The organism is Nocardia sp. NBC_00881, from assembly GCF_045207455.1.
Taxonomy (GTDB): Bacteria; Actinomycetota; Actinomycetes; order Mycobacteriales; family Mycobacteriaceae; genus Nocardia.
This window is the reverse complement of sequence record NZ_CP108798.1, coordinates 1094531-1119600: the sequence shown is the minus strand read 5'-3', so window position 1 is coordinate 1119600 and position 25070 is coordinate 1094531. Positions and strand designations below refer to the sequence as shown.

The following is a 25070-nucleotide window of genomic DNA, read 5'->3' as shown; positions in this document are numbered from 1 at the left end:
CCCAACTCCTGGGAGTAGCGATCCCACCCCGGCTCGAACCGGCTGCGGCATGATCGGACCGTGGATCGAACCGAACTGGCCGCATTGCTCAGGCAGGCACGCGACCGGGTGCGCCCGGGCGACGTCGGCCTGCCCGCGGGCTCGCGCCGACAGGTTCCCGGGCTGCGCCGCGAGGAAGTCGCTCAGCTCGCAGGCGTCAGCGTGGACTACGTGGTGCGGTTGGAGCAGGGGCGTGGTCCCCGCCCGTCCAGCTCGGTGCTCGCCGCGCTCGCCCGCGCGCTACGGCTGAACGATGAGGACCGCACCCTACTTTTCCAGTTCGCGGGCGCCGCGCCACCGCAGCAGGGCCGGATAGAAATGGTCGTCCGGCCGAGCGTATTGCGCCTACTGGACCGTATGGCGGATCTGCCCGCGCTGGTGCTGTCGGCGAAAGCCGACGTGCTGGCGTGGAATTCGATGGCGGCTGCGCTGCTCGGCGACTTCACCGCCTGGCCGCCCGCACAGCGCAACATCATCTGGCAGCGTTTCCTCGGCACCGATCGTGGGCGGGTCGCTATGACGCCCGCCGAGGCCGACTACGCCGCGATATTCTCGGTCGCTAGCCTGCGCAGCGCCCGCGCTCGCTACCCCGACGATCCGGACCTGCTCCGCCTGATCTCCGAATTGCGTTCCCGCAGCCCACGGTTCGAGCAGCTGTGGAACGAGCGGCGCTCCGGGCAGTGGCGCAGCGCGAGCAAGACCGTCGACCACCCGGAGTTCGGGCCGCTGCGGCTGGAGTGCGACACCCTGCTGGTTCCGGATACCGACCAGGCCGTGGTCGTCTACTCCGCGGCCCCAGGCAGTCGCGAAGCCTCGGCGCTGGATCTGCTCCGGGTTACCGGAACGCAACAGTTCACGGTGGCGGAGCCTTCCGGTTAGGCCGAAACTACTCCCGCGGGCTGCAGCCGCAGCTTAGGTGGCGGTACACCCCTGCTCTGGCGCAAAGCCGCGTAATCGCCCTCCCGGCGGGCGCAGCGCCGGGATACAGTCGTGGTATGCCGTCGCCTCGGGACCATAGAACGCGGAAGGTCACCGTCACACTGCCTGAAGATGTCGTCGCGATTTTGGAACGGTGGCGCGCGGCCGGGAACATCGATTCGGTATCCGCGTTCGTCGCCGCATCGGTGCGGGCGGGGATCAACCAGTCCGAATCGCTGGCCAAGCTGGAGGAGGTCTTCGGCGGACGCCCGCCGCTGGATCTGATCAACCGCGCCCGCGCCGCACAGGGGTTACCGCCGCTGTCCGAAGAGGAGGCGGGCGGACCGCACGCCGGCGCCGCGTGAGGGCCGGGGCTCTGGGTGGCGTCGTCTTCGACGCCGCCGCCGTCATCGCGTTCGCCAACCGCGCCAACTACGCCCAGGCGGTCGCCTGGGCGACGGTGAGCGCGGGCAACACCATCGTGGTCCCGAGCACCGTCCTCGCCACGGCGCGGGCGCATATTCGGGCCGACCGGCTCGACATCCTCGCAGTGTTGCTCGGACTCCCGCACACCGTGATCCCGGCATTCGATCGAACGACCGCGGAACGCCTCGGCGTCGACATCATCGGCAACCCGACGGCCGAGGCGCTGATCGCGGCGGGCCACGCCACCCGCGAAGCGGTCACGCGGGATTGGCCCTGCCTTACCAGCCGTCCGAAGAAGCTCCGCCAGATCGATCCCCGCGTGATCATCGACCCGTTGCCCTGACATTCGGCCGTGCGGCGGTCAGCGCAGTAGGTGGATGACGGGGGCGAGCTTTTCCATACTGTCCTCGAGAACGGTGACGTAGCTGATGCCATAACGGTCGCGGCGGTCACGAAGACGATCGGCCATCTCCTCCGGGGTGCCGATGAGCAGGATGGGGTGCTCTTCCGGGGTGTCTGCGACATCGGGAGGCAACGCGGGGCCGAAGATCTCGAGGACGCTCGCGCGTTCGGCGGGCGGGACCACGCGCTGCACCAGGATGTTGAACTCGACCTTGTCCAAGCGAGGGCCGAGCAGTTCGCGCACGTAGGCGACGCGCTCCTCCGTTTCGGCAAGTCCAGCCATCTGCAATGGCGCGCCGTTGCGTGCGGCAGCCGCGCCGGTGAAGGCGATGATATCGGCGTGCTCCGCGGCCACGCGCAGCAGCCGGTCGCCCCAGCCGCCGATGAGCAGAGGCGGACCGTACGACTGCACGGGCCGCGGCTGGTACTCCGGATCGGCGAACAGCCGGCGCAGCGTGATCACCGTGCTCTCCAGGTGCTCGACCCGCTTGCGCCCGCTCTCGAACGGGATTCCCGCGGCTTCGAACTCCGCCTGCACATAGCCCGCCCCGAGGCCGAGTTCGACCCGTCCGTCGGTGAACTGATCGGCGCCCGCCACGTCGCGGGCCAGCAGCACCGGGTTGTAGAAGGGGGTGTTGAGCACGAACGTGTTCAGCCGTACCCGCTCGGTCGCCTCGGCGGCCAATATCATCGCCGGGAACGGCGCGGGCAGGCCGAGGTGGTCAGCGACGCCGATCACGTCGAAGCCGAGTTCCTCTGCCCTACGGCACTTTTCGATCCAACTCGAGCGGGATTCGGGAACCACCATGTTGACACCGAACCGGAAGGGGCGCTGCGCAGTCACGCCTCTTGTCTAGCGAATCGGGTTCGGCGCAGTCACCCCACCCCCACGATCACCGGGTTCAGCACTGAGCGAGCGTGCCCGCCATCTCCCCTATCCACATGTGCTCACCTGCGCAGATGTAGCGGTTGCCCGCGGCCGTGGGCGTCTCCAGGGCGAAGGCGGTGTGCCACCGCGAGATCGCGCACGTCCACCGTGGCCCAGCCGACGCGGGGCGAGCCGGGCATGTCCCTGGCCAGCAGCCTGCGCACCGGCTCATGCGAGGTGCTCGTCGACGCGGACCGCACCGGTCCGAGCACCATGCCGAGGTTGATCACCACCAGCTCGAATCCGCCGTCGGCTGGCAGCTTTTCGGCGAACTCCCAGGCCGCCCGCTCGGCGAGCGTTTGCTCTTCTGACAGGCCGGGCTGCGCTCGACCACCGCCCAGTCCGCCTCGGTGCGCAGCGTGTCGTCGGCGTGGCCGTGCGTGATAGCTGTGATCGAGGAGGTCAGCACCACTCGGCGCACCGCGCCGACGGCGACGTAGGCGCGCAGCACCCGCAGGGCTCCCTCGGCCCGCCGTGGTGATCAGCTCGTGCTCGTCGTCCGGCGGGCGGTGGGGAACGGCGAGGCGACGTGCAGCACTTCCGCATCGCATCTGCTCTGGTGGACGATGTCATGCAGACCTTCGCCGCGCTGATCGAGCCGAGCGCACCGCCACTGAACTAAGGTGGATGCCAATTATTCGCTGCCTGACGCTTCCCCCTTGATCCGAGAGGAAGACACGGATGACCGCACAGCTGGATCCGACAGTGCAGGAATTCGTCGACGCGCTCAACGCCAACGATCAGGAGCGGCTCTTCGCGGTGCTCACCGAGGACGCGACCATGTCCGACGACGGCGTGGAACGCAAACTCGCCCAGTGGACCGAATCGGAGATCTTCGGCAGCAACGCGCGCATGCAGGTCGAGTCTGTCGGCGACGGCGGCACCGAACTCTTAGCCGACTACACCAACTCACGCTGGGGTTCGATGCGCACGAGCTGGCGGTTCACCATCCGCGACGGTAGGATCAGCCGCTTCGAAACCGGGCAGGCCTGAGCGCCCTTGCCACCCGGATGCCGAAGTTGACATTCTGACGGGCGTGTTCGTTGCGCCCCGTTACGGTACGGGCTCCCTGGCCGATTTGTTTCCCTCCGTCCTCGCAGGGCTCGGCGTCCCCGGTACCGACGACCGCCTAGGTCTCGAAGTCACCGCCGCCAGGGTCTGTGTCCTCTTGGTGGACGGGCTCGGCGCCGACGCGCTGGCCGCGAATCCCGCTGCGGCGCCGTTTCTTTCCGGCCTCCCGCCGGTCACGCTGACTGCGGGATTTCCGACGACGACCGCCACCAGCCTGGGTTCGCTAGGTGTCGGCGTCCCGCCCGGCGAGCACGGGATCGTCGGCTATCTGCTCAACATCCCCGGCTACGAGCGGCTGCTGAATCCGCTCGCCTGGCGGCTGCACGGCGCAGCGGACAAATCGGATCTGCGGACCGAACTCGTGCCAGAGGAATTCCAGCCCATCCCAACGGTTTTCGAGCGTGCCGCCGCCGACGGTGTCGCGGTCGCCCAGGTGTCGCCGCGCTACCAGGAAGGGACGGGATTGACGAGGGCCGTGTTGCGCGGCTGCGCGTTCCGCCCCCAGGTGTCCTTCGGCGATTTGGTCGCCACCGTGGCCGAGGCGATGCGTGCCGGACCGCGCACGCTGGTCTACACCTACTACGGCGATCTCGACCTGACCGGGCACGTGCGCGGGCCCTCCTCCCTGGCCTGGCGCTGCGAACTCGCCAACGTCGACCGTCTGGCGGCGGCCATAGCCGAACAGTTGCCACCCGACGCCGCACTGATCATCACCGCCGATCACGGCATGGTGGAACTCGAGGATCGCGTCGATTTCGACACCACCGCCGTGCTGCGCGACGGCGTTCGCCAGCTCGGCGGCGAGGCGCGTGCCCGGCACGTCTACACCAGAGCCGGCGCGGCGTCCGATGTCGCAGCGACCTGGCAGGGCATGCTCGGCGCGGATTTCGCGGTGCTCACCAGGGACGAGGCCGTGACAAGCGGGTGGTTCGGGCCACGGGTCACCCCTGCTGTCGCCGAACGCATCGGCGATCTGGTCGTCGTGTCCCGCGCGCGGCGCGGCATCATCCGTAGCGGTGTCGAACCATTGCAGTCGATGCTGGTCGGCCACCACGGCTCGCTGACCTCGGCCGAGATGAACGTTCCGCTGCGGGTCGTCCACGCGGCCGGTCCGCGTAACATCGGCGCGCACTGGCTTTAGGCTGGACACCGATCGCGCGGGCATCACCGCGCGAGGAACATTCAGGAGGAGCACATGAACGCCACGCTGTCACGGACCGGCCGGACCGGCCTCGGGGTCGTGGCGGTCGCCATGGTGCTCGCGGGCTGCACCGATATCGAGCGGGCCCTCAATCGCGGTGGCGACACGCCGTGCAGCGAGTACATCAAGCAGGACCAGGACACCAAGCGCACGACGATCACCAAGTTCGTCAAGCAGCAGAGCAAGGACGACCACGAGCCCGCGGGGACCGCAGTGGACGCGACGATAGTCTCGGTCGACCTGCTCTGCGGCAGCCAGGCCAACGCCGACACCCCCATCAAAAATGCCGACGTCGCAGGTATTTTTATCAGGAAGTGACCGGGTCGGGTCACCGCGGCGGATGAGCGGCCAGCCAGTCGGTCGCTCGTTTCCGTGAGGCGCGGGCCAGCCAAGCGTCCTGGATCACTTCGGTGAGCTCCTGACGGCTCAGCTCGCCGATTCGGCTGCCGCGCACCAACACCGATGGGTGCCCGTCGAAATGCGGAGTGGTGAAGAACGGCGAGTCCGGGTCTTGGACCAGTGCCTGCTTATCCGACTCCGACGGCACCCACAACACGATCACATCGGTGTAGCGTTCGCTGGTCTCCGGATCGACGGCATCCAGGCGCGCGTTACGAAAGAAGACGAACGATTTCCCTCCGACCTGATAGATCGGGTTACCGTGTGGTCCGTCGACCCGTGCCACATGCGGCATGCCGGATGCCACCTCGTGTACATCGGCGAGGCGTGCCCGCCGCGGAACGGTCGCCATGTCAGCAGCGTAGGCGCTCGCGACCGCCTCGTCACCGAAACAGTGGTCGCCCGGCCGGTCTGCCATCAAAGCCGCCCGCATGCGACGCGCGTACGCCAGAATGAGAGAGCGAATGTGAGCTCACACGAGGATGGTGTTCTTCCAGGTGGCACAGTTCCATACCCTCACTCAGCAGCGGGTCGAACTGGAACGAGAATGGGAGCGCTGGGCGACGGTGCCGAATACCGCGACGCCACGCCCGCCTCGAACCACTTTGCTACGCGACGAGGTAGCGCAATCCTGGCGGCGGTCGCTGCACACCGTCGATCCTGGCCGCACAGTCGCACCCGGACTGGACGACATCGGCGAGCTGTGGGCCGAGTCCCCGCTGCGCGGCCCGGTAACCGAGCTGGCGACCGACCTGCGCGGGATCGCCGAGGACTCCGGGTACCTGGCCGCGGTCACCGACGGCGCGGGCACCATCCTGTGGTCGTGCGGTGATCGCGCCATGCGCAGGCAGGCAGAGCGAGTGAACTTCGCCCCGGGCGCCCGCTGGGACGAAATACACATGGGCACCAACGGTTTGGCGCTCGCCTTGCGCACCGGCCGCCCCTCGTCGGTGTTCTCCGCCGAGCATCTGGTCGCCGCACTACACGGCTGGGTGTGCTATGCCGCGCCGATCCACGGTCCCGACGGCACACAGGTCGGCGCCCTGAATCTGTCCAGCTCCTGGGACCGCTCGCATCCCGCGGTGCTCACCTCGGTACGGGCCCTTGTCACCGCGGTCGAGACGATCTTGCGAGCCAGCGAGCCAGCGCCGCCGGCAGGGATTCGGCTGGAATGCCTCGGCACCGCACGGCTGCTGCGTGACGGCAGGCCGCTGCGGCTGCCGCCCCGGCAGCTGGAGATCCTCACGCTGCTCGCGCTCGAGCCGGACGGTTTCACCCCCGAGCAGCTGCACACCGCAATCTACGGCGACCGCGCGGTTTCCACCAGAACATTGAAGGCCGACGTTTCCCATCTGCGCCGCGCCACCGGCGGCGAAATCAGCAACCGCCGTTACCTTTTGACCGGCCCGGTGGCCTGCGACGCCGTCGACTTGCTGGCCGCCATCGCGGCGGGCAACACGACAGCGGCGGTGTGGCTGTATCGCGGCCCGCTGCTGCCCGGCTCGGACACACCTGGCGTGGTGAAGTGGCGCGATCACCTCGACGTCGGCGTGCGGACCGCGGTTCTGGCCAGCGACAGCGCCGAGCACGCCGTGTCATTCGGCGAGCGCGCGGCGGATGACATCGAGGTGCACGAACACGCCTTGCGGCTGCTCCCATCCGACGATGTTCGCCGTGCGATGGTCACTGCCCGATTGCATACCGCATTGCGTGCCTAGCCTTCTCACACCAACCTCGCACCAACCTTCGCAGACCATAGTGACTCGGACGGTGAGGTTCGCGAGGAGCAAGTGTCATGAGTTACCCCAAGCCGGGATCCGATTCCGGTGTCATAGGCTGCGCCAAGTGTTGGGCCTGCGCCATCGGTGGTGGCGAGGCGGCCGGGTGATGTCGCAGCGGATTCATCGGGTGGACATTACGGACCGGGCGAGGATGGTCCTGCGTCAGATGATCGAACAACACGGCGCGGTGCTCTTCCACCAGCCCGGCGGAGGCTGCGATGGCGACGCTCCGGTGTGCCTTCCGGTCCGGGAGTTCCGGGTCGGCCGGGGGGATGTGCTGCTGGGGAATCTGCCTTGGCACACGCAATTCTGGATGAGCAGCGAGCAGTACGAACTCTGGAAGCACACCCACCTCACCGTGGATGTGGTGAACAGCCGGCACGCGCCGGAAGCGACCGAGGGAGTGTGCTTCACCCTCAGGTCACGGCTGCTCACCGACGAGGAAGCAGAGGCGCTGGCGGACGCACCGCCGCGCACCGGAGCCGACCGGTTGGCATAGGCCTGCACATGCGGACCGGCGGGGCGTCCGCCCGGGTGGGGCACGACCACCCGGGCGGACGTCGAGCGTCAGCGGCCGGGCAGGTGGCGCAGATTGCGGGCGATGGTCATCAGCAATGGATGCCACTTGTCATGCGGGAACAGTTTTGGTGGATCGAGGTTCAAGAACCGGGTCACTACGACAGTTTGGGGTTCGGTGAATTTCAGCAAGCCGTCGGGGCCGTGCCGGCGACCGACGCCGGAGATGCCCATGCCACCCATCGGCGCCGCAGTGGTGCCCCAGGCAGGCGCGTAGCCCTCGTCCACACACACAGTTCCCGCGCGCAACTGTCCGGCGATCCGCTCGCCGTCGGACTTGCTCGCCGCCCATACCGAGGCGTTGAGGCCGTAGTCGCTGTCGTTGGCCAGGCGCACGGCCTCGGTGACGCTGTCGACCGGGTAGATCGACACCAGTGGACCGAAGGTCTCGTTGCGGCCGCATTCCATCTCGTCGGTCACCTCCACCAGCACGGTGGGCTCGAAGAACAGCGGACCCAGGTCCGGGCGGGCCTTGCCGCCGGTGAGCACTTTCGCGCCCTTGGAGGTGGCGTCGGCGACGTGTTTGGACATGGTCTCGAGCTGGGCCTCGGAGATGAGGCTGCCGATGTCGGTCGAATAGTCGTAGGCCGCACCCAGTTTCGCCGCATTGACGGCGGCGACGAACTTCTCGGTGAACGCCGCGGCGATCGCGCGCTGGACATACAACCGCTCGATCGAGATGCACAGCTGCCCCGCGTTGGAGAAGCAGGCGCGCACGGCGGCCTTGGCAGCGGCGTCCAGATCGGCGCCCTCGGCCACGATCATCGGGTTCTTGCCACCGAGTTCGGCGGAGAAACCGATCAGCCTACGGCCACAATGCTCGGCCAGGGTGCGTCCAGTCTGCGAGGAGCCGGTGAACATCAGGTAGTCGCAGCCCTCGACGATGGCGGTGCCGACGACGGTGCCCGGGCCGGGGATGACCGCGAGCAGATCGCGTGGCAGACCAGCGCGGTAGAGCAGCTCCGCGGCGGCCAGTGCGGAGAACGGTGTCTGAGTGTCGGGCTTGACCACCACGGCATTGCCCGCGATCAGCGCCGGGATGGCGTCGCCGACCGACAGCAGCATCGGGTAGTTCCACGGTGCGATCACGCCGACCACGCCTTTGGGCTTGGCACGGACGGTGGCGCGGTTGAGCACAGGAAAAGCGCCGGGGACCTTGTGTGCGCCGAGCAGGCCCGGTGCGACCTTCGAGAAGTAGCGGGCCGCGAACATCATGCCCATGATCTCTTCCTGGGCCGCCCAGCGCGCCTTGCCGGTCTCGGCCTGCACCACATCCATCAAGAACTCACGGTGCTCCACCACCAGTGCCCGGTAGCGTTCCAGCACCGCGGCGCGCTCAGGGACCGGACGCAACGCCCACGATGCCTGCGCCACCTGAGCTTTCTCGAAGGCGGCCGCCACGTCCGCGGCGGTGCCCACCGGCACGGTGCCCAGCGGCTTGCCGGTAAACGTTTCGGCGATCGTCCTGTGTTGACGCGTCTCGGGCTCGGCCAGGGCGGCGAGCGCGCTCAGGCGGTCGAAGACGGCGGCTTTCGGCGCGGACATCGTGGCCTCCTCCTTGTAAGTAACCGCAAGATACAGATAATCTACGCTATCCCAGACCCGATCAGGAGCCGCTCCACACGGTCGGCGATTACGGACCTGGACATCGAAGGTGATCCCGTCCGCGCTCCACTGCGAATTCCCTTGTGGCACATCCGAAATGATGTCAAGTCACATTTGAATGCAATCATTCGGTCATACCGGCCGCGTAATGTCAAACCGAGTCCCGCTCAACGAGACATGCCATCGGGCAGGCGGTGATCTCGAGTACGTTGGGCAAATGTTCAGAAGGAGGCTCGGTGTCCGCGGCCGGATTTTGGCCATCGCACTCATTCCGAGTCTGACTCTCCTACTAGTCGGCGTGGGCACGGCCGGATACCTGGTGTTCAAGGGCGGCTATGCGCGGGTGTGGGCCATCCAAGTGCAGAAGTCGACACCTTCGGCCCGAGAGTTCACCGAGTCCGTCCAGCTGGAGCGTCGCCTGACCCTTGCCAAACTCGCTGGCGACCACGACGCCGCACCAGCGCTCGCCTCGGCGAGGGTGCGGGTCGACAAGGCGGTTGCCGAGCTACGCAGCGCCTCGGGTGGGCTGCAAACACTCGCATCGTCCTTGATCGGGGAGAAGGTCACCCACTTCCTGAATGTGCTGGACCGGCTCCCGACGGTGCGAGCACAGGTCGACACCGGAGCATTGCCCATTCTGGAGGCGTACGCGTTCTACAACGATGGGCTGCGGGCCATTCCGACCGCCACGCAGATCGCCCAGCAGTTCTCGCCGGACCCGGAGATCGCGATCGAACTCGCGGAGGGTCTGCGGCTGTTCTACGCGGCGGAGGCGATGTCGCGTAGCAACGCGCTGGCTCTGGCCTTGGTGAACGCACATGATCAGGCGACCTTCCCGGTGGCGGAATACCTCAGCCAAGTCGGCTACTACCACGCTCAGATCGACTATCTGACCAGCGAATTCGACGCACCGCAGCGTGATGCCGCAAAGGCGGCGGCCGCCTCCCCCGCATGGCGGCAACTGAGCTCGATGGAAGACGCCCTGACCCGGCGTGCTCTGCAGAGCCCCTCAGACGACGGTCAGAACACGACGACATCCGGCAACGTTCCCGAACTGCCGTGGAGTGTAGCGGACTGGCAGAACGCGGCGACCGATGTCAACCGTGGGCTGATCGACATCTGGATCAACCAGAACAAGCAGGCCCAGGAGGTCGCCGAAGACAAGGCGGGGGGCTCCGCGCTGACCTCGCTGCTGTTCGGCATCGTGGTACTGCTGGTCGCGATCGCGGGTTTCGTCGTCGCGGTCAAGCTGGCCAATCGGATCATCCGCAGGCTGAAGCTGCTGCGTGGGGAAACCCTCGCACTCGCCGACGAGAGTCTGCCCGACATGATGCGGCGCCTGCGCGCGGGTGAGCTGGTGGACCCGGCCGAGGAGACGCCACTGCTGGACTACGGGCAGGACGAGATCGGCCAGGTCGCCAAGGCATTCGGCCGCGCACACGCTGCGGCAGTAGCGGGCGCGGTCACCGAGGCTCGTACTCGCGAGGGGGTGAAAGCGGTATTCCTCAATATCGCCCACCGCAGTCAGATCGTGGTGCACCAGCAGCTGGAAATCCTCGACGAAGCCGAGCGAGGGCAGGAGGATCCCGCCTTGCTCGACACGTTCTTCCGGCTGGATCACCTAGCCACCCGGGAACGCCGCAATGCCGAGAACCTGGTCATCCTCGGCGGCGGCCAGCCCGGTAGGCAATGGCGTAACCCAGTGGACCTGATCGCTCTGGTGCGCAGCGCCATCGGCGAAACGCTCGACTACTCGCGTGTCCGCCTCGCCCGGCAGCCCGAGATTCAGATCGTCGGTTCCGCCGTCGCCGACCTGATCCACTTGCTCGCGGAACTGATCGACAACGCCACCTCGTTTTCCCCGCCACAGTCACGCGTGGAGGTGAGCGGAAACGTCGTCGGCAAGGGCGTGGTCGTCGAGATCGAGGACCAGGGCATGGGCATGCCCGCCGACGAGCTGACCAAGACGAACGAGATGCTGCGCAACCCACCGGATTTCGGTGTCGCCGCGCTGTCCGCCGATTCTCGGCTCGGTTTGTTCGTGGTCGCTCAGCTCGGCGTTCGATATGGGGTCTCGGTTCGGCTGGTCGAGTCCGACTACGGTGGCATCCGCGCCATCGTGCTCATCCCGTCCGCGCTCATCGCCCGCGAAACCGGCATGCCCACACCGAGATCGGAGGTATCCGGCGCAACGCCCGCGCGGACGTCGGCAACAACGCCCGCGCACCAGTCCCCCATGGACATGGCGGACCAGAGCAAGGCGTCCGTCGCCACGCTGGTCGCCAAGCCGACCGCGGCGGACCCGACACCGTCCGAGGACGCGACGGCCGCACCGACCGGTGACGTCGATGTCAGGCCAGCGCTGCCGCGCCGCAACCGCCAGGCGAATCTCGCACCGCAACTGAGCGAACCGGCCGCAACGCCGACCGAGCCGCAACGACAGCGCACAGCCGAACAGGCCCGCGATCTCATGTCCGCCATCGAAAACGGCACCAGGCAGGGCCGCAAACCTCTCTCCCACGACAATCCGAATCCGGACGATCAGAAAGACTAAGGTGACTTCATCCAACCCAGGTGATCTCAATTGGTTGCTCGACGATCTCGTCGACCGGCTGGCCGGTGTGCGGCATGCGGTGGTGCTGTCTACGGATGGATTGCTTCTCGGCCGCTCCGCCGCGATAACGCGGGAGGACGCAGAACATTTCGCCGCCATGTCCTCCACCCTCTACGGTCTCGCCCGCAGCGCGGGTAGCCGCTTCGATGGCGGCGGCGTGCGCCAAGCGGTCATCGAACTCGACCGCGCCGTGCTGTTCGTGACCTCCGCCGGCGACAACGCCTGCCTGGCGCTGCAGGCCGCCGAGTCAGCGAACTTGGGCATGGTGGCCTACGAGATGAACCTGACCGTCCAGCGCGTCGGCACCTATCTGTCCACCACTGCGCGGCAGGACCTCGTCGGACAAGTCGAGCCGAAGCTGCCATGACCCATCCGCGTGAGCCCTGGTTCGACGAGGCGGCAGGTCCGCTGGTGCGTCCCTACGCGCTCACACGCGGACGCACCAGGGGATCCGGACCCGAACTGGATATGCTCACGTCCGTGGTCGCGGACGAGTCTGCGCCCACGCTGCGCAGGAACGAACCCGAGTACACCGAAATCCTCCGGCTATGCCGGGTTTCGCAGACTGTGGCAGAAGTGTCCGCCCGGTTGCGGTTGCCGCTCGCGGTGACCAAAATCCTCGTCGGTGATCTGATCGGCGACGGGCAATTGATCTTCCGTGCCCCCGTTCCGACGGAGGCCGGACCCGATGACCTCAACATATTGCGAGCGGTACTGGATGGAATCCGAAAACTTTGACCCGAGCGGCACGCCGCACCTGGCCGCCTCGGTCAAGATCCTCGTCGCCGGCGGGTTCGGCGTCGGCAAGACGACCATGGTCTCGGCAATCAGCGAGTGCGCCCCGCTGCGCACCGAAGAGCTGATCACCGAGGTGAGCACCGGCGTCGACGACCTATCGGGCGTCGAGCGGAAGACCACGACCACGGTCGCGCTGGACTTCGGCAGGCTCACCATCGACGGCAATCTCGTGCTCTACCTGTTCGGCACCCCCGGCCAGGACCGGTACTGGTTCCTCTGGGACGAGCTCGCCCGCGGCGCGCTCGGCGCCGTGGTGCTGGCCGATACCCGCAGGCTGGGTAATTCCTTTGCCGCCGTGGACTTCTTCGAGCGCCGCGGGCTTCCGTTCATGGTCGGCGTCAACTGTTTCGACGGCGCGCCACAGTACACCGCCGACGAGGTGCGCGACGCCCTCGACCTAGATTCGATCACCCCGGTGATGCTCTGCGACGTCCGCGACCGCGGTTCGTGCAAGACCGTGCTACTGACCCTGGTGGAACATCTGATCGCGCGTGCGCAGCGCGCGCCGGTCACCACCTGACTTCAGCCCGCACGCACTGTGTCGAGATAGTCTCCGACGATACCTTTCGCCTCCCTGTCCTCGAGGCAGCCGATCAACCAGTGTGCTTGCCGAGCGCCCATCGCGCGGCCGCCGCACGGGACACTTCGTCGGCTGGGTGTATCCGTACTACTGAGTGCTCACGCCTGCCGCAGCCAGGCGAGGAACAGCAGCATGCCGCCAGTAGCCAGCACCAGCGCGACCAGGGCAGGCCACCGCGGCCCGTTCCGACCGAGCAAGCCACGGACGAGCCGCACCTGGAATGTGCCGATACCTGCCAGGATCAGCAGCCAGACCGGCAGAAGGCCGACACCGAGCCCGGCATGCACAGCCCAGGCACCTGCCAAAGTGGGCCCACCCCAGGAACCTTCCAGGTTCTCATCCGCTACCAGCGGGTAGCCGATCCCCCGGAGCGCGGCGACCACCGCGAGGAAAGCCAGAAACCAGGCGAGCAGGCCGACCGCACCGCTGAGCACCGAGTGCGAGAGCGACCGTGCCACCGAAAATCTATGCGGTAGAACGGTTTCGCCGAGCATCCGCCGCGGCACGCGCAGCCTGGTCGCGATTCGTCGGATCGACAGCGGCAGCACCCAGAGCGCGTACGCGGCATAACGCAGCAGCACTCGAATCCACGGCATGGCCTCGACGATAGCGATCTCGGTTCCGCGTTTCACCGCAGCCGGCCCACGCGCACCAGATCATCGAACAGCAACTGGTCGACCGGTGGCACAAGCGACCGGTCGGCGTAGGAGAACCACGCGACCTCCTCGATCTCACTGCTCGCGGCCAGCGTTCCGCGGTAATCGGCGGTGTAGCAACTCATCCGCACCACTGGGACGTCCCCGGGCCCGTGGACCGCCTCGTAGGTGCCGACGTGCGCGACTGTAGCCGGTAGCAGCGCGACCGTGAGCTCCTCCTCGATCTCGCGCAGCAACGTCTGCAGATCGGTCTCCCCACGCTCGCGCTTACCACCGGGAATGTAGAAGACGTCCTTGCCGCGCGGTCTGGCGCACAGAATCCGACCACCCTCGATCCGCACCCACGCGACCGTATCGATCAACCGCTCCACGCGCCCGTCCGCCACTGCCGCAGCCTATCGCCGTCGCGCATGTTCGGCCGAGCGGGAACCCGCTTCCGACCGCGAATGATGTCCGGGTTGCCCATACAACGCGATAGCGCTACACGGCCCGCGCCGTGAGCATCTCACGTCCCGTCACGAGCGCGACGCGCTCGATGGCGGCGTCGAGTTCTCGCTTCGGCAGCGGTGCGCCGTCGAACATGGCGATCTCGATCGCGTCGTCGGCGAGTTCCCACGTGCCGACGATGCGTCCGCCTGCGACGACGATCGGCGAGATCCACCCCGCGGTCCTGCTCACCTTCGCCCGGTGGTCGCCAGGCAGCAGGACACCGTCTCCAGTGCCTGGTCCGAGCACGTACTGGTCGAAGGCGCCGAGGAGGTGCACTGATGTGGCCGGCCTCGTCGCGGCGAGGTCGTCGAGGTGTTCGGTCGGCAGAAAGCCGCGGCGGCCTTCCACCTCGACTTCGCCGAGCCGGTCCTCCGATTCGGCGAACCAGCGCCGCACCGTCGCCTTGCGCAGGCTGCCGCGGCTGAGCCAGGCGTCGAACGCTTCCGGTGTCGCAGGGCCGTAGGCGCCCAGGTATCCGATGATCGCGAGCGGTGCCGCGGCGTCCGGGTCCGGAAGGCCCTTCCAGTCGCGGACCAGATGCGCGGGGCTGGTAAATGTCACCTTGGCGCCCCGCGCGGGTCCGTGGCAGAGCACGCCCTGCCAGGCCAGTGGTTTCAGCAGCGCGCCCCAGCCGGAGCGCAATTCCGCGCCGAGCCGGTGAAACCCGGGTTCCGACACGACCGCATCGACCAGTTCCGCACGGCTGAGCACCACACCGTCGAGCACCCGGGCGACCACCTCGGACAGCGCCGCGACCTCCGTGGGCGACGCTCCGAAGTTCTTCTGCCAGGAGGGCTTCTCCCAAGTGCGAGCCGAGCCGATGAGGGCGAGGCAAGCGGCGGCAAGGTCCGGCGTCAGCGTGTGCAGGGTGCCGCGCATTGCCCAGGTCTTCATCAGCGTACCGTCGTCGAGGGAGCGAACCAGCGCGCTCGAATCCGGCTTCATGCTGCGCAGCGCCACCGCCAGTTCCGCGGCAGAGGTGACCTGGGACTGCACCCCGCACAACCGTCGGGCAACCTCGACCGCACCGTCGTCTGCGCGCGACTCGACGTATTGGCGGCGCAGCCGCCAGGCGAAAACCTGGTCCCAGGTGACGCGCACCTGTCCTCCTATTGTTCAGGTCAGCAGCGCGCCGAGAAAAGGCACAGTCGCGGCCGCGAGCATCGAACCGATCACCGTCATCGCAATCACACCGACCAGCGCGGTGCAGTTGGTCGCCCGCCGGATCGTACCGACAGGATCGGCCAGCCGCTCCGCCCGCGCCAGCACCGCGGTGCTCGCCGCGCTCAGCGCGCCAGATGGCGCGGGCTCGGCGATACCGACAATCGCGAGCAGCCCGCCGAGCAGTGGCAGCGAACCGTGCTCCTCGGCAGCCTTGTCGTCGGCGCACATCTCCAGCAAGCGGGCGATCTCGGCCGCACCGGCGGTGACAAAACGAAGGCCGGGCAGCGTGGTGGCGACCGCGTGCAGCAGCGCCGTCAACGGTGCGTGCCTGCCGGACAGATGCGCGCGTTCGTGGGCGAGGATCGCGGCGAGCTGATCAGGTGTCAACGCCTCGAGCGCGGCGCTGGTGACGACGATGGTGTCGGGGCGGCCTGGTACGCAATAGGCTTGGCGCTCAGCCGAGTCCAGCACGACCGCGCCGACGCCCGGCACCCGCCTGCCGACCAGGCGCACGGCGCTCGCGTGGGCACGGGTGCGCCTGCGCATGTGCACGACGACGCTCACCGCACGCACCACGAGCGCGACCGTGGCCGTAACCACCAGTGTCGCCACCGCGAAGGTAGCCGCCTGGGTGGCCGCAGCGCCGTGCGCGTGGATCGGCGTCCACAGAATCGCGAAGCAGGCGCGCAGCGCGTCTTTCGGATGTCCCCAGTAGGTGGCGAATTCGATGGTCAGCGTGATCGCCGTGGCCGTCCACGCGGTCAGCGCACCGACGATCGCGGCGAGCCAGGCGATCACGCCGAGCCGCGGCGCGGCGCCACGACGGGTGAGGCGACGCAGCACGGGGGGACCAACGGCCGCCACCGCGCTGCCGTACAACGTCAGCGCGATCGCCAGGCTCACGGTACTTCTGGGATTTTGCGCGCCGATAGCTTGCGCAGCGCAGCGCGCAGGCCTGCCGACTCCTCAGCGCTGATCCGGTCGACGAAATGGCTGAGCACCAGGTCCGAGCGTCCGCCGGAGCCGAGCGCCTCCAGCATGAGCCGGGCGCTGTGCTCCTCCCTGGTGAGCGTCGGCCAATACCGATAGGCCTTGCCGGAGCGCTCGCGCGCCAGCCAGCCCTTGCGATGCAGGTTGTCCATGGTCGACATGACCGTGGTGTAGGCGATGTCCCGCTGAGTCGACAGTTCGTCAAAGATCTGGCGCACTGTTGTGTCCTCTGCGTCCCGATCCCAGATGCGGTCCATGATCACCGCCTCCAGGTCCCCGAATCCACGCATACTACCGACTCCCTCATGCCTAGCTGTGCCCTGTCGTGGGAACAGGGTACCTGGCAGACCCGGCTTACTACTGAGTGAAATCGTAGATTCGACTGCGCCCACCTGGCCCGTCAGCCGGGTATGGGAACATATGTTCGTGTCCGATTTACCCGCACTCGGATCCGGCAGACCCCGGATCCTCCCGCGGGCCGAGGCGTCGATCCTGCATGCCGACCTGGACTCCTTCTACGCCTCGGTCGAGCAGCGCGACGATCCGCGCCTGCGTGGCAAGCCGGTGATCGTCGGCGGCGGCGTGGTGCTCGCGGCCAGCTATGAAGCGAAGGCATTCGGCGTGCGCACCCCGATGAACGGCGGGCACGCGCGGCGTCTGTGCCCGCAGGCGATCGTGGTGCCGCCGCGCATGTCGGCCTACGCCGAGGCGAGCAAGGCGGTCTTCGAGATCTTCCGCGACACCACGCCGGTCGTGGAGGGCATCTCCATCGACGAGGCGTTCCTCGACGTCAGGGGGCTACGCCGGATCGCAGGCGAGCCGGTGGCGATCGCGCAGCAGCTGCGCGGCGAGGTGCGTGATCGGGTCGGCCTGCCCATCTCCGTGGGGATCGCCCGCACCAAATTCCTCGCGAAGGTGGCCAGTGCGGTCGCCAAGCCCGACGGGTTGCGCCTGGTACCCCCGGACGGCGAGCTCGATTTCCTGCACCCGCTACCGGTCGACAGGCTCTGGGGCGTCGGCGATGTCACTGCCCGCGTGCTGCGTGAGCATGGCATCACGCGAGTCGGCCAGCTGGCCGAGCTGGGCGAGAGCCCATTGCGCGCAATCCTCGGCCCGGCTGCAGCCCACCACCTCTACGCACTGTCCTGGGCGCGAGACCCGCGCCGGGTCGAGACCGGCAAAAGGCGCCGCTCGATCGGCGCCCAGCGCGCTCTCGGCCGACGCCACCGCCCGCCCGACGAGATCGAGGCCTATCTACACGGCCTCACCGACCGGCTCGGCAGACGCCTGCGCGCCGCCGACCGTGTGTGCCGAACCGTGGTGCTACGCCTGCGTTTCGATGATTTCACCCGCGCCACTCGCTCGCGTACCCTCGCCCGGGCCACCGACCACACCGGGACAATCCTGCGCGCGGCCGACATCCTGCTGGCCACAGCCATGCCGATGATCCAGGAGCGCGGCCTCACCCTGATCGGCCTCGCCCTGACCAACCTCGACAACGCCAACGCCGTCCAGCTGACCCTGCCGTTCGAAGTGCGCTCCGCCAACACCCTCGACGCGACGCTCGACAGCCTGCGACAACGCTTCGGCTCCGCCGTGGTTACCCGCGCGGCACTCCTCGGCCGCGGCGAGGGCCTTTCCGTGCCGCTGCTTCCCGACTGACAACCTCGCGAGGAATCGGCCTCACCCGTCGAGTTGCGCGAACGCCCGAGAACCGCAGCCTCGCGCGTCAGGGCTACCCCTCCGTGGCGGCCAGCGCCTCCTGTTGGATCCGCTCGAACTGGACGCCCATGGCGGCCGAGAGGGCTTGGGCACCCGACAGCGGCCGCACCATCACCATGAGGTCGTCGATCTTGCCGTTCTCGTCGAAATGCAGGAAATCGCAACCATTCACGGTCTTCCCGCCGACCGTGGCCTCGAAGACCAGCGCATGATCGTCCCCGTCGGCCCCGGCGATCTCGCGCACGTAATGGAAGTCTTCGAACACACGCAACACGGCGCGCAGTATCGCTGCGGTGATCGCCTTGCCCGGATACGGCTTGTACGCCACCGGACTGGTGAACACGACATTCTCGGCCAACAGTTCCTCCACCGCCGCGATGTCCCTGGCCTCGACGGCCGCGCGGAACGCGTTCATTCGATACCTCCGTATATGCAACTAGTTGAATAGGGCCGCCTCGACAATAGCCCACATCTTGCCGCCGGGCACCACGACGCAGTTCGGCCGCGATATGAACGACTTGTGCAGCATCTGATCAGGACGACGGGATGCTCGACCGACGGGCGGTTCTTCTCTGCAGCGCCGAGCCGGGCGGAACAGCGACCGGGTGCCGAGCCGCTGCGCGACGCACGGAAGCGATCTGAGCGAACCTGCCCCGCGGCAGCCCGCACGGACGTACCATGCCGTTCGTGGCCGATTCCGCTGGTTCTACCGCACTGCGGGTCCTCGTGTACAGCAGCGACGCCGATACCCGACGCCAGGTGATCCTGGCACTGGGCAAACACCCGCACTCCGAACTCCCCGAACTCGACTACCTGGAGGTGGCTACGGCCCCCGTGGTGATCGAGCAGATGGATGCGGGTGGTATCGATTTGGCCATCCTCGACGGCGAGGCGGCCCCGACGGGCGGACTCGGCATCGCCAAACAGCTGAAGGACGAAATCGACCAGTGCCCCCCGGTTCTGGTGCTCACCGGCCGTCCGGACGACGCGTGGCTGGCAAAGTGGTCGCGCGCCGAGGCATCGGTCGCTCATCCGATCGACCCCATCCGTCTCACCGAGGCCGTCGTAGGGTTGCTGCGCGACCGTTCCGCGGCCTGAACCCGGACGACTCCGGCGTGCGAAGCCGCCGCGACTCATAGCGATCATCAATAGATAGTCGGTCACCGTCGTCCGTGCCCGGACAACCGAGACCCGATCGATTCATCGCCGTCCTGACAACCGCTGGGCCACCGCTCCCCATCGCCGATTCCGACTCTGAACCCGCTCGGATCCACAAAGACGTCGGTGACAGCAACAGGCCAACGGCGCAACTGACCGATCGCCCGATGTCACGTGAGGCCGTCTCCGGATTACCACCGTTTCAGTCATAAATCGACGTACCGAATTCGATCAAACGCTGCATCGAAACGAGTTGTGTCTCGACCGTTCAGTTGTAGGCTGTGCCCTAGCTCACACGGAAGCGGGAACGGTATGGACCCGCACCGGAGCAAGCCGAGGGGCGAGTCTGGCCGAGGCGGACAACGACGTCAGCCCGCCTCGGACGCTGTTGTCACCAGCTCCAGCCCGCAAGGAGGGGAAGGGCAGTCGTGAACATCGAGATGCCGACTCTTGTACTCGGCGCGATCGCTGCGGCGTTCGCGCTGTTCTCCATCGTCATGGCGGCCCTTGTCGGCCCGAAGCGCTACAACCGGGCGAAGTTGGAAGCCTACGAATGCGGTATCGAACCCACCCCGCACGCTGTCGCGGGCGGGCCGGGAAACGTTACCGGACAGCGCTTTCCGGTGAAGTACTACCTCACCGCCATGCTGTTCATCATCTTCGACATCGAGATCGTGTTCCTCTACCCGTGGGCTGTCCACTTCGATGCGCTCGGTCTCTTCGGTCTAGCCGCGATGGCGTTGTTCATCTTCAACGTCTCTGTGGCCTACGCCTACGAATGGCGCCGCGGCGGTCTCAGCTGGGACTGAACGCCGCACGACCGCATTCGTAGACGACAAGTGGAAGTGAGTCAGTAGAACATGGGTCTCGAGGAAAAACTGCCCAGCGGGTTTCTGCTGAGCACGGTCGAGGATTTCGCTGGATACCTGCGCAAGGGCTCGCTGTGGCCCGCCACCTTCGGACTGGCCTGCTGCGCCATCGAGATGATGGCCACCGGCGGAGGCCGATTCGACATAGCGCGCTTCGGCATGGAGGCATTCCGCGCCTCACCCCGCCAGGCCGATCTGATGATCGTCGCGGGCCGGGTGAGCCAGAAGATGGCCCCGGTGCTGCGTCAGGTCTACGACCAGATGACCGAGCCGAAATGGGTGCTGGCAATGGGCGTCTGCGCGTCCTCCGGCGGGATGTTCAACAACTACGCCATCGTCCAAGGCGTCGACCACGTGGTGCCGGTCGACATCTACCTGCCCGGCTGCCCGCCCCGCCCGGAGATGCTGCTCAACGCGATACTGGCACTGCACGCGAAAATTCAGGAGATGCCACTCGGCGTCAACCGCGAGGAAGCCATCCGTGCCGCCGAACAGGCCGCGCTCGCCTCGACGCCGACCATCCGGATGGAGGGTCTGCTGCGATGACCTTCGATGCCTCCGACAACACCGATACCGCGCACGACGCGACCGATGCCGCGGCCACCGCGGGCCCCGAAGGTACACTGCCCGACGAGGATTCCACCCAGTCCGGCACCGAGGTGATCGGCGTGCGCCGCGGCATGTTCGGCGTCACCGGCACCGGCGACACCTCCGGCTATGGCCGCCTCGTCCGCCCGGTCACCCTGCCCGGCAGCACACCCACGCCCTACGGCGGCTACTTCGACGAGGTGGTCGACTCGCTGCGCGCCGCGCTCAGCGCGGTCGGCACCCGCTTCGACACAGCGCTGGAGAAGGTGGTCGTCTTCCGCGGCGAACTCACCTTGCACGTGCGCCGCGAGCACCTCGTCGCCGTCGCCCGCGCGCTACGTGACGACCCCGCGCTACGTTTCGAGCTCTGCCTCGGCGTGAACGGCGTGCACTACCCGGAGGACTCCGACCGCGAACTGCATGCGGCCTACCACCTCATGTCGATTACGCACAATCGCCGTCTGCGCATGGAGGTGTCCGCGCCGGACACGGACCCACACATCCCCTCGCTCTACGACGTGTACCCGACCACCGACTGGCATGAGCGCGAGACCTATGACTTCTTCGGCATCCTGTTCGATGGTCACCCCTCACTCACCCGGATCGCCATGCCGGACGACTGGCGAGGCCACCCCCAGCGCAAGGACTACCCGCTCGGCGGGATCCCGGTCGAATACAAGGGTGCGCGCATACCGCCGCCCGACGAGCGGAGGACGTACAGCTGATGAACGACACCGACACCCGGCCCGACGTCACCGGTGACACCGGGCCGGAGCCCACCGCGGTCACCGTCGCGGGACAGGACTGGGATCAGGTCGCCGAGACGCTATCCGGCGCGGGCGAGGAACGCATCGTGGTGAACATGGGCCCGCAGCATCCATCGACGCACGGCGTACTGCGGCTGATCCTGGAGATCGAAGGAGAGACGGTCACCGAGGCCCGCTGTGGAATCGGGTATCTGCACACCGGCATCGAGAAGAACCTCGAATTCCGCAACTGGACCCAGGGCGTCACCTTCGTCACCCGCATGGACTACCTGTCGCCGTTCTTCAACGAGACGGCGTACTGCCTCGGCGTGGAGCGGCTGCTCGACATCACCGAGCAGATCCCCGAACGCGCCACAGTCATCCGCGTCCTGCTCATGGAACTCAACCGCATCTCCTCACACCTCGTCGCGCTGGCCACCGGCGGGATGGAGCTCGGCGCGCTCACCCCGATGCTGTTCGGCTTCCGGGAACGCGAGCTGATCCTCGACGTCTTCGAGACCATCACCGGTCTGCGGATGAACCACGCCTACATCCGGCCCGGCGGTCTCATCCAGGACCTGCCCGACGACGGGGTCTCCAAGGTGCGCGAACTGCTCGCCCTGCTGCCCAAGAGGCTGCGCGATATGGAGCACCTACTCACCTCGAACCCGATCTGGAAGGCCCGCACGCAGGACATCGGCTACCTCGACCTGCAGGGATGTATGGCGCTCGGCATCACAGGACCCGTGTTGCGCGCCACCGGCCTTCCGCACGACCTGCGCAAGACTCAGCCGTACTGCGGCTATGAGAACTACGAATTCGACATCCCCACCACCACCGGCTGCGACTGCTACGGCCGCTACGTGATCCGAGTGGAGGAGATGAAGGAGTCACTGAAGATCGCCGAACAGTGCCTGGACCGGTTGCGCCCCGGCCCGGTGATGGTGGACGACAAGAAGATCGCCTGGCCCGCCGACCTCCAACTCGGCCCGGACGGACTCGGCAACTCACCCAAGCACATCGGCAAGATCATGGGTACGTCCATGGAGGGTCTCATTCACCACTTCAAGCTGGTCACCGAGGGCATCCGGGTACCGGCGGGCCAGGTGTACGTGGCCGTCGAGTCGCCGCGCGGCGAACTAGGTGTGCACATGGTCAGCAACGGCGGCAGCCGGCCCTACCGGGTGCACTATCGCGATCCCTCGTTCACCAATCTGCAAGCAGTCGCGGCGATGTGCGAGGGCGGCATGCTCGCCGACGTCATCGCCTCGGTCGCCAGCATCGACCCGGTCATGGGCGGAGTGGACCGATGACGGAAATCCTGCTGAAGCTCAGCACCCGGCCCGAGCCGTACCCTCCGTTCGTACGCGAGCGGCTCGAGACCGACGCCGAACAGATCATCGCGCGCTATCCGCATCCGCGCTCCGCACTGCTGCCGCTGCTGCACCTGGTGCAGTCGGAGGAGGGCTACGTCACCGGAACCGGCATCGAATTCTGCGCCGAGCAGTTGGGCCTGACCGGCGCCGAGGTCACCGCCGTGGCCACCTTCTACTCCATGTATCGGCGCACACCGACCGGCGACTACCACGTCGGCGTGTGCACCAACACGCTGTGCGCGGTCATGGGCGGTGACGCCATCCTCGCCGCCCTCGAGCGCCACCTGGGCATCGAGCACGGCGAGACCACGGCGGACGGGTCGATCACGCTCGAGCACGTCGAGTGCAACGCGGCCTGCGACTTCGCGCCCGTGGTCATGGTCAACTGGGAGTTCTTCGACAACCAGACGCCGGAATCGGCCCGCGCGTTGGTGGACGCGCTGCGCGCTGGACAGCAGGTGACGCCGACCCGTGGCGCGCCGCTGTGCACGTTCAAACAGACCGCGCGCGTTCTCGCCGGATTCCCGGACGAACGCCCCGGCGTCCTCGACGGAGTCGCGGGCGAGGCGACCCTCGCCGGTCTGCGCGTCGCACGCGAGCAGAACATGCAAGCGCCTGGGCCACAACAGGATTCGGAGGGCGCCTGATGACACTTACCCCTGTACTCACCAGGTACTGGGACGAGCCGCAGTCTTGGACGATCGACACCTACCGCCGCCACGACGGCTACCAGGCGCTGCGCAAAGCCCTCGACATGGACCCCGACCAAGTCATTCAGACCGTCAAGGACGCGGGCCTGCGCGGCCGCGGCGGCGCGGGCTTCCCCACCGGCATGAAGTGGAGCTTCATCCCGCAGGGCCCCGGCCCCGACGGTGTCAGCAAGCCGCATTATCTCGTGGTCAACGCCGACGAATCCGAACCCGGCACGTGCAAGGACATTCCGCTCATGTTGGCCGCACCGCACGCGCTGATCGAGGGCGTCGTCATCGCGGCGTACGCCATCCGCGCCGCCCACGCGTTCATCTATGTCCGTGGCGAAGTCGTTCCGGTGCTGCGACGGCTACAGGCCGCGGTGGCGCAGGCCTACGAGGCCGGGTTCCTCGGCCGCGACATCCTCGGGTCCGGCTTCGACCTCGAGCTGATCGTGCACGCGGGCGCGGGCGCCTACATCTGCGGTGAGGAGACCGCGCTGCTGGATTCGCTCGAAGGCCGTCGCGGACAACCGCGACTTCGCCCACCGTTTCCCGCCGTCGCGGGCCTCTACGCCTGCCCGACCGTGGTGAACAACGTGGAGTCGATCGCGAGCGTTCCGCCGATCATCCATAACGGCACCGCCTGGTTCCGGTCCATGGGCAGCGAGAAATCCCCCGGCTTCACCCTCTACTCACTGTCCGGACACGTGGCGAGGCCGGGACAGTACGAGGCGCCGCTCGGCGTCACGCTGCGCGAGCTGCTCGGCTACGCCGGCGGCGTCCGCGCCGGACACCGGGTCAAGTTCTGGACCCCGGGCGGTTCGTCCACGCCGCTGTTCACCGAGGAGCACCTCGACGTGCCGCTCGACTACGAGGGCGTCGCCGGGGCTGGATCCATGTTGGGCACCAAGGCACTACAGATCTTCGACGACACCACCTGCGTCGTGCGTGCGGTGCTGCGCTGGACCGAGTTCTACGCACACGAGTCCTGCGGTAAGTGCACCCCGTGCCGGGAGGGCACCTACTGGCTCGTTCAGCTGCTGCGGCGGATCGAGGCCGGCCGCGGCACGGAATCCGACCTCGGCAAACTTCTCGACATCAGCGACACCATCAACGGCAAGTCGTTCTGCGCCCTCGGCGACGGCGCGGCAAGCCCGATCATCTCCTCGCTGAAGTACTTCCGCGAGGAGTACGTCGACCATCTGCGGCTCGGCGAATGCCCGTTCGACCCGGCGCGCTCCACGGCATGGGCCGAGGCAGGAGAAAAGGTTCGATGAATCCA

Annotated in this window: 31 protein-coding genes; 20 read left to right on the top strand and 11 right to left on the bottom strand. The window is 67.3% G+C overall.

The features are described 5' to 3' along the window. The first annotated feature begins 60 nt into the window (after positions 1-60). The 3 genes from OH799_RS04440 to OH799_RS04430 all read left to right on the top strand — a co-directional run bounded on the left by OH799_RS04440 (position 61) and on the right by OH799_RS04430 (position 1726). On the top strand, positions 61-918 hold the full coding sequence (locus OH799_RS04440; protein WP_406276049.1) for a helix-turn-helix transcriptional regulator: 858 nt from the start codon (positions 61-63) through the stop codon (positions 916-918). 116 nt (positions 919-1034) lie between these two features. Further along, complete coding sequence (locus OH799_RS04435; RefSeq protein ID WP_406276047.1) at positions 1035-1322, top strand: ribbon-helix-helix domain-containing protein; 288 nt, start codon at positions 1035-1037, stop codon at positions 1320-1322. Then, complete coding sequence (locus OH799_RS04430; RefSeq protein ID WP_406276045.1) at positions 1319-1726, top strand: hypothetical protein; 408 nt, start codon at positions 1319-1321, stop codon at positions 1724-1726. The genes OH799_RS04435 and OH799_RS04430 overlap by 4 nt, the downstream gene beginning before the upstream one ends. Before the next feature lie 18 nt (positions 1727-1744). Here OH799_RS04430 and OH799_RS04425 read toward each other — a convergent pair whose 3' ends face one another. From OH799_RS04425 to OH799_RS04415, 3 genes are all read right to left on the bottom strand, one after another. Next, on the bottom strand, positions 1745-2629 hold the full coding sequence (locus OH799_RS04425; protein WP_406276043.1) for an LLM class F420-dependent oxidoreductase: 885 nt from the start codon (positions 2627-2629) through the stop codon (positions 1745-1747). A gap of 104 nt (positions 2630-2733) precedes the next feature. Further along, a complete protein-coding gene (locus OH799_RS04420; RefSeq protein ID WP_406276041.1) occupies positions 2734-2946 on the bottom strand; it encodes a hypothetical protein in 213 nt (70 codons plus the stop codon). Beyond that, complete coding sequence (locus OH799_RS04415; RefSeq protein ID WP_406276039.1) at positions 2940-3164, bottom strand: hypothetical protein; 225 nt, start codon at positions 3162-3164, stop codon at positions 2940-2942. The genes OH799_RS04420 and OH799_RS04415 overlap by 7 nt, the downstream gene beginning before the upstream one ends. Before the next feature lie 230 nt (positions 3165-3394). Here OH799_RS04415 and OH799_RS04410 point away from each other — a divergent pair, with 230 nt between their 5' ends. The 3 genes from OH799_RS04410 to OH799_RS04400 are packed head-to-tail and all read left to right on the top strand — an operon-like array spanning position 3395 to position 5303. Then, complete coding sequence (locus OH799_RS04410) at positions 3395-3706, top strand: nuclear transport factor 2 family protein (RefSeq protein WP_406276037.1); 312 nt, start codon at positions 3395-3397, stop codon at positions 3704-3706. A 43-nt stretch (positions 3707-3749) separates the two neighbouring features. Further along, entirely contained in the window at positions 3750-4925 is a 1176-nt protein-coding gene (locus OH799_RS04405) for an alkaline phosphatase family protein (RefSeq protein ID WP_406276035.1), read from the top strand. A 54-nt stretch (positions 4926-4979) separates the two neighbouring features. Further along, the gene (locus OH799_RS04400) at positions 4980-5303 is read left to right on the top strand and encodes a hypothetical protein (protein WP_357264902.1); all 324 of its coding nucleotides are present in this window, start codon (positions 4980-4982) and stop codon (positions 5301-5303) included. A gap of 10 nt (positions 5304-5313) precedes the next feature. On the opposite strand, the gene OH799_RS04395 is transcribed toward OH799_RS04400, so the two are convergent. After that, on the bottom strand, positions 5314-5736 hold the full coding sequence (locus tag OH799_RS04395; protein WP_406276033.1) for an MmcQ/YjbR family DNA-binding protein: 423 nt from the start codon (positions 5734-5736) through the stop codon (positions 5314-5316). A gap of 145 nt (positions 5737-5881) precedes the next feature. Here OH799_RS04395 and OH799_RS04390 point away from each other — a divergent pair, with 145 nt between their 5' ends. Continuing rightward, positions 5882-7102 carry a transcriptional regulator gene (locus OH799_RS04390; protein ID WP_406276031.1) on the top strand — a complete coding sequence of 407 codons (1221 nt, stop codon included), beginning with the start codon at positions 5882-5884 and terminating at the stop codon, positions 7100-7102. Positions 7103-7271: 169 nt separating this feature from the next. Further along, entirely contained in the window at positions 7272-7664 is a 393-nt protein-coding gene (locus OH799_RS04385) for a DUF779 domain-containing protein (RefSeq protein ID WP_406276029.1), read from the top strand. 68 nt (positions 7665-7732) lie between these two features. Here the strand turns inward: OH799_RS04385 and OH799_RS04380 are convergent, their stop codons facing one another. Continuing rightward, the gene (locus OH799_RS04380) at positions 7733-9322 is read right to left on the bottom strand and encodes a succinic semialdehyde dehydrogenase (protein WP_406281800.1); all 1590 of its coding nucleotides are present in this window, start codon (positions 9320-9322) and stop codon (positions 7733-7735) included. Positions 9323-9563: 241 nt separating this feature from the next. Between OH799_RS04380 and OH799_RS04375 the strand changes: the two genes are divergently transcribed. The 4 genes from OH799_RS04375 to OH799_RS04360 are packed head-to-tail and all read left to right on the top strand — an operon-like array spanning position 9564 to position 13278. Next, complete coding sequence (locus OH799_RS04375; RefSeq protein ID WP_406276027.1) at positions 9564-11900, top strand: nitrate- and nitrite sensing domain-containing protein; 2337 nt, start codon at positions 9564-9566, stop codon at positions 11898-11900. A gap of 1 nt (position 11901) precedes the next feature. After that, on the top strand, positions 11902-12327 hold the full coding sequence (locus tag OH799_RS04370) for a roadblock/LC7 domain-containing protein (protein ID WP_406276025.1): 426 nt from the start codon (positions 11902-11904) through the stop codon (positions 12325-12327). Then, positions 12324-12698: a DUF742 domain-containing protein gene (locus tag OH799_RS04365; protein ID WP_406276023.1), complete on the top strand. Its 375-nt coding sequence runs from the start codon at positions 12324-12326 to the stop codon at positions 12696-12698. Before OH799_RS04370 ends, OH799_RS04365 begins: the two co-directional genes overlap by 4 nt. Beyond that, positions 12679-13278 carry a GTP-binding protein gene (locus OH799_RS04360; protein WP_406281797.1) on the top strand — a complete coding sequence of 200 codons (600 nt, stop codon included), beginning with the start codon at positions 12679-12681 and terminating at the stop codon, positions 13276-13278. Before OH799_RS04365 ends, OH799_RS04360 begins: the two co-directional genes overlap by 20 nt. Before the next feature lie 158 nt (positions 13279-13436). Here the strand turns inward: OH799_RS04360 and OH799_RS04355 are convergent, their stop codons facing one another. The 5 genes from OH799_RS04355 to OH799_RS04335 form a co-directional block, all read right to left on the bottom strand. Beyond that, entirely contained in the window at positions 13437-13934 is a 498-nt protein-coding gene (locus OH799_RS04355; RefSeq protein WP_406276021.1) for a hypothetical protein, read from the bottom strand. A gap of 32 nt (positions 13935-13966) precedes the next feature. Then, the gene (locus OH799_RS04350; RefSeq protein WP_406276019.1) at positions 13967-14380 is read right to left on the bottom strand and encodes an NUDIX domain-containing protein; all 414 of its coding nucleotides are present in this window, start codon (positions 14378-14380) and stop codon (positions 13967-13969) included. A gap of 94 nt (positions 14381-14474) precedes the next feature. After that, on the bottom strand, positions 14475-15584 hold the full coding sequence (locus OH799_RS04345; protein ID WP_406276017.1) for a winged helix DNA-binding domain-containing protein: 1110 nt from the start codon (positions 15582-15584) through the stop codon (positions 14475-14477). A gap of 15 nt (positions 15585-15599) precedes the next feature. Continuing rightward, positions 15600-16550: a M56 family metallopeptidase gene (locus tag OH799_RS04340; RefSeq protein WP_406276015.1), complete on the bottom strand. Its 951-nt coding sequence runs from the start codon at positions 16548-16550 to the stop codon at positions 15600-15602. Further along, on the bottom strand, positions 16547-16927 hold the full coding sequence (locus tag OH799_RS04335; protein ID WP_406276013.1) for a BlaI/MecI/CopY family transcriptional regulator: 381 nt from the start codon (positions 16925-16927) through the stop codon (positions 16547-16549). Before OH799_RS04335 ends, OH799_RS04340 begins: the two co-directional genes overlap by 4 nt. Before the next feature lie 130 nt (positions 16928-17057). Between OH799_RS04335 and dinB the strand changes: the two genes are divergently transcribed. Further along, the gene (gene dinB / locus OH799_RS04330) at positions 17058-18299 is read left to right on the top strand and encodes a DNA polymerase IV (protein ID WP_406276011.1); all 1242 of its coding nucleotides are present in this window, start codon (positions 17058-17060) and stop codon (positions 18297-18299) included. A 73-nt stretch (positions 18300-18372) separates the two neighbouring features. Here dinB and OH799_RS04325 read toward each other — a convergent pair whose 3' ends face one another. Next, positions 18373-18774, bottom strand: coding sequence for a nuclear transport factor 2 family protein (locus tag OH799_RS04325; protein ID WP_406276009.1), 402 nt, complete (start codon positions 18772-18774; stop codon positions 18373-18375). Positions 18775-19037: 263 nt separating this feature from the next. Between OH799_RS04325 and OH799_RS04320 the strand changes: the two genes are divergently transcribed. The 7 genes from OH799_RS04320 (at position 19038) to nuoF (ending at position 25065) form a co-directional block, all read left to right on the top strand. Next, the gene (locus tag OH799_RS04320) at positions 19038-19457 is read left to right on the top strand and encodes a hypothetical protein (RefSeq protein ID WP_357264930.1); all 420 of its coding nucleotides are present in this window, start codon (positions 19038-19040) and stop codon (positions 19455-19457) included. A 500-nt stretch (positions 19458-19957) separates the two neighbouring features. Beyond that, positions 19958-20326: an NADH-quinone oxidoreductase subunit A gene (locus OH799_RS04315; RefSeq protein WP_406281794.1), complete on the top strand. Its 369-nt coding sequence runs from the start codon at positions 19958-19960 to the stop codon at positions 20324-20326. A 51-nt stretch (positions 20327-20377) separates the two neighbouring features. Next, a complete protein-coding gene (locus OH799_RS04310) occupies positions 20378-20932 on the top strand; it encodes a NuoB/complex I 20 kDa subunit family protein (RefSeq protein ID WP_406276006.1) in 555 nt (184 codons plus the stop codon). Further along, on the top strand, positions 20929-21699 hold the full coding sequence (locus OH799_RS04305) for an NADH-quinone oxidoreductase subunit C (protein WP_406276004.1): 771 nt from the start codon (positions 20929-20931) through the stop codon (positions 21697-21699). Before OH799_RS04310 ends, OH799_RS04305 begins: the two co-directional genes overlap by 4 nt. Then, a complete protein-coding gene (locus tag OH799_RS04300) occupies positions 21699-23033 on the top strand; it encodes an NADH-quinone oxidoreductase subunit D (protein WP_406276002.1) in 1335 nt (444 codons plus the stop codon). Before OH799_RS04305 ends, OH799_RS04300 begins: the two co-directional genes overlap by 1 nt. Continuing rightward, on the top strand, positions 23030-23743 hold the full coding sequence (nuoE, locus tag OH799_RS04295; RefSeq protein WP_406276000.1) for an NADH-quinone oxidoreductase subunit NuoE: 714 nt from the start codon (positions 23030-23032) through the stop codon (positions 23741-23743). The genes OH799_RS04300 and nuoE overlap by 4 nt, the downstream gene beginning before the upstream one ends. After that, entirely contained in the window at positions 23743-25065 is a 1323-nt protein-coding gene (gene nuoF / locus OH799_RS04290) for an NADH-quinone oxidoreductase subunit NuoF (protein WP_406275998.1), read from the top strand. Before nuoE ends, nuoF begins: the two co-directional genes overlap by 1 nt. The last annotated feature ends 5 nt before the right edge of the window (positions 25066-25070 follow it).

Coding starts and splice junctions, on each gene's coding strand:
- OH799_RS04435 (WP_406276047.1), top strand. CDS start 1,035: ATGCCGTCGCCTCGGGACCATAGAACGCGGAAGGTCACCGTCACACTG.
- OH799_RS04410 (WP_406276037.1), top strand. CDS start 3,395: ATGACCGCACAGCTGGATCCGACAGTGCAGGAATTCGTCGACGCGCTC.
- OH799_RS04400 (WP_357264902.1), top strand. CDS start 4,980: ATGAACGCCACGCTGTCACGGACCGGCCGGACCGGCCTCGGGGTCGTG.
- OH799_RS04395 (WP_406276033.1), bottom strand. CDS start 5,736: ATGGCGACCGTTCCGCGGCGGGCACGCCTCGCCGATGTACACGAGGTG.
- OH799_RS04385 (WP_406276029.1), top strand. CDS start 7,272: ATGTCGCAGCGGATTCATCGGGTGGACATTACGGACCGGGCGAGGATG.
- OH799_RS04375 (WP_406276027.1), top strand. CDS start 9,564: ATGTTCAGAAGGAGGCTCGGTGTCCGCGGCCGGATTTTGGCCATCGCA.
- OH799_RS04365 (WP_406276023.1), top strand. CDS start 12,324: ATGACCCATCCGCGTGAGCCCTGGTTCGACGAGGCGGCAGGTCCGCTG.
- OH799_RS04360 (WP_406281797.1), top strand. CDS start 12,679: ATGGAATCCGAAAACTTTGACCCGAGCGGCACGCCGCACCTGGCCGCC.
- OH799_RS04355 (WP_406276021.1), bottom strand. CDS start 13,934: ATGCCGTGGATTCGAGTGCTGCTGCGTTATGCCGCGTACGCGCTCTGG.
- OH799_RS04335 (WP_406276013.1), bottom strand. CDS start 16,927: ATGCGTGGATTCGGGGACCTGGAGGCGGTGATCATGGACCGCATCTGG.
- dinB (WP_406276011.1), top strand. CDS start 17,058: ATGTTCGTGTCCGATTTACCCGCACTCGGATCCGGCAGACCCCGGATC.
- OH799_RS04325 (WP_406276009.1), bottom strand. CDS start 18,774: ATGAACGCGTTCCGCGCGGCCGTCGAGGCCAGGGACATCGCGGCGGTG.
- OH799_RS04320 (WP_357264930.1), top strand. CDS start 19,038: ATGCCGTTCGTGGCCGATTCCGCTGGTTCTACCGCACTGCGGGTCCTC.
- OH799_RS04315 (WP_406281794.1), top strand. CDS start 19,958: ATGCCGACTCTTGTACTCGGCGCGATCGCTGCGGCGTTCGCGCTGTTC.
- OH799_RS04310 (WP_406276006.1), top strand. CDS start 20,378: ATGGGTCTCGAGGAAAAACTGCCCAGCGGGTTTCTGCTGAGCACGGTC.
- OH799_RS04305 (WP_406276004.1), top strand. CDS start 20,929: ATGACCTTCGATGCCTCCGACAACACCGATACCGCGCACGACGCGACC.
- OH799_RS04300 (WP_406276002.1), top strand. CDS start 21,699: ATGAACGACACCGACACCCGGCCCGACGTCACCGGTGACACCGGGCCG.
- nuoE (WP_406276000.1), top strand. CDS start 23,030: ATGACGGAAATCCTGCTGAAGCTCAGCACCCGGCCCGAGCCGTACCCT.
- nuoF (WP_406275998.1), top strand. CDS start 23,743: ATGACACTTACCCCTGTACTCACCAGGTACTGGGACGAGCCGCAGTCT.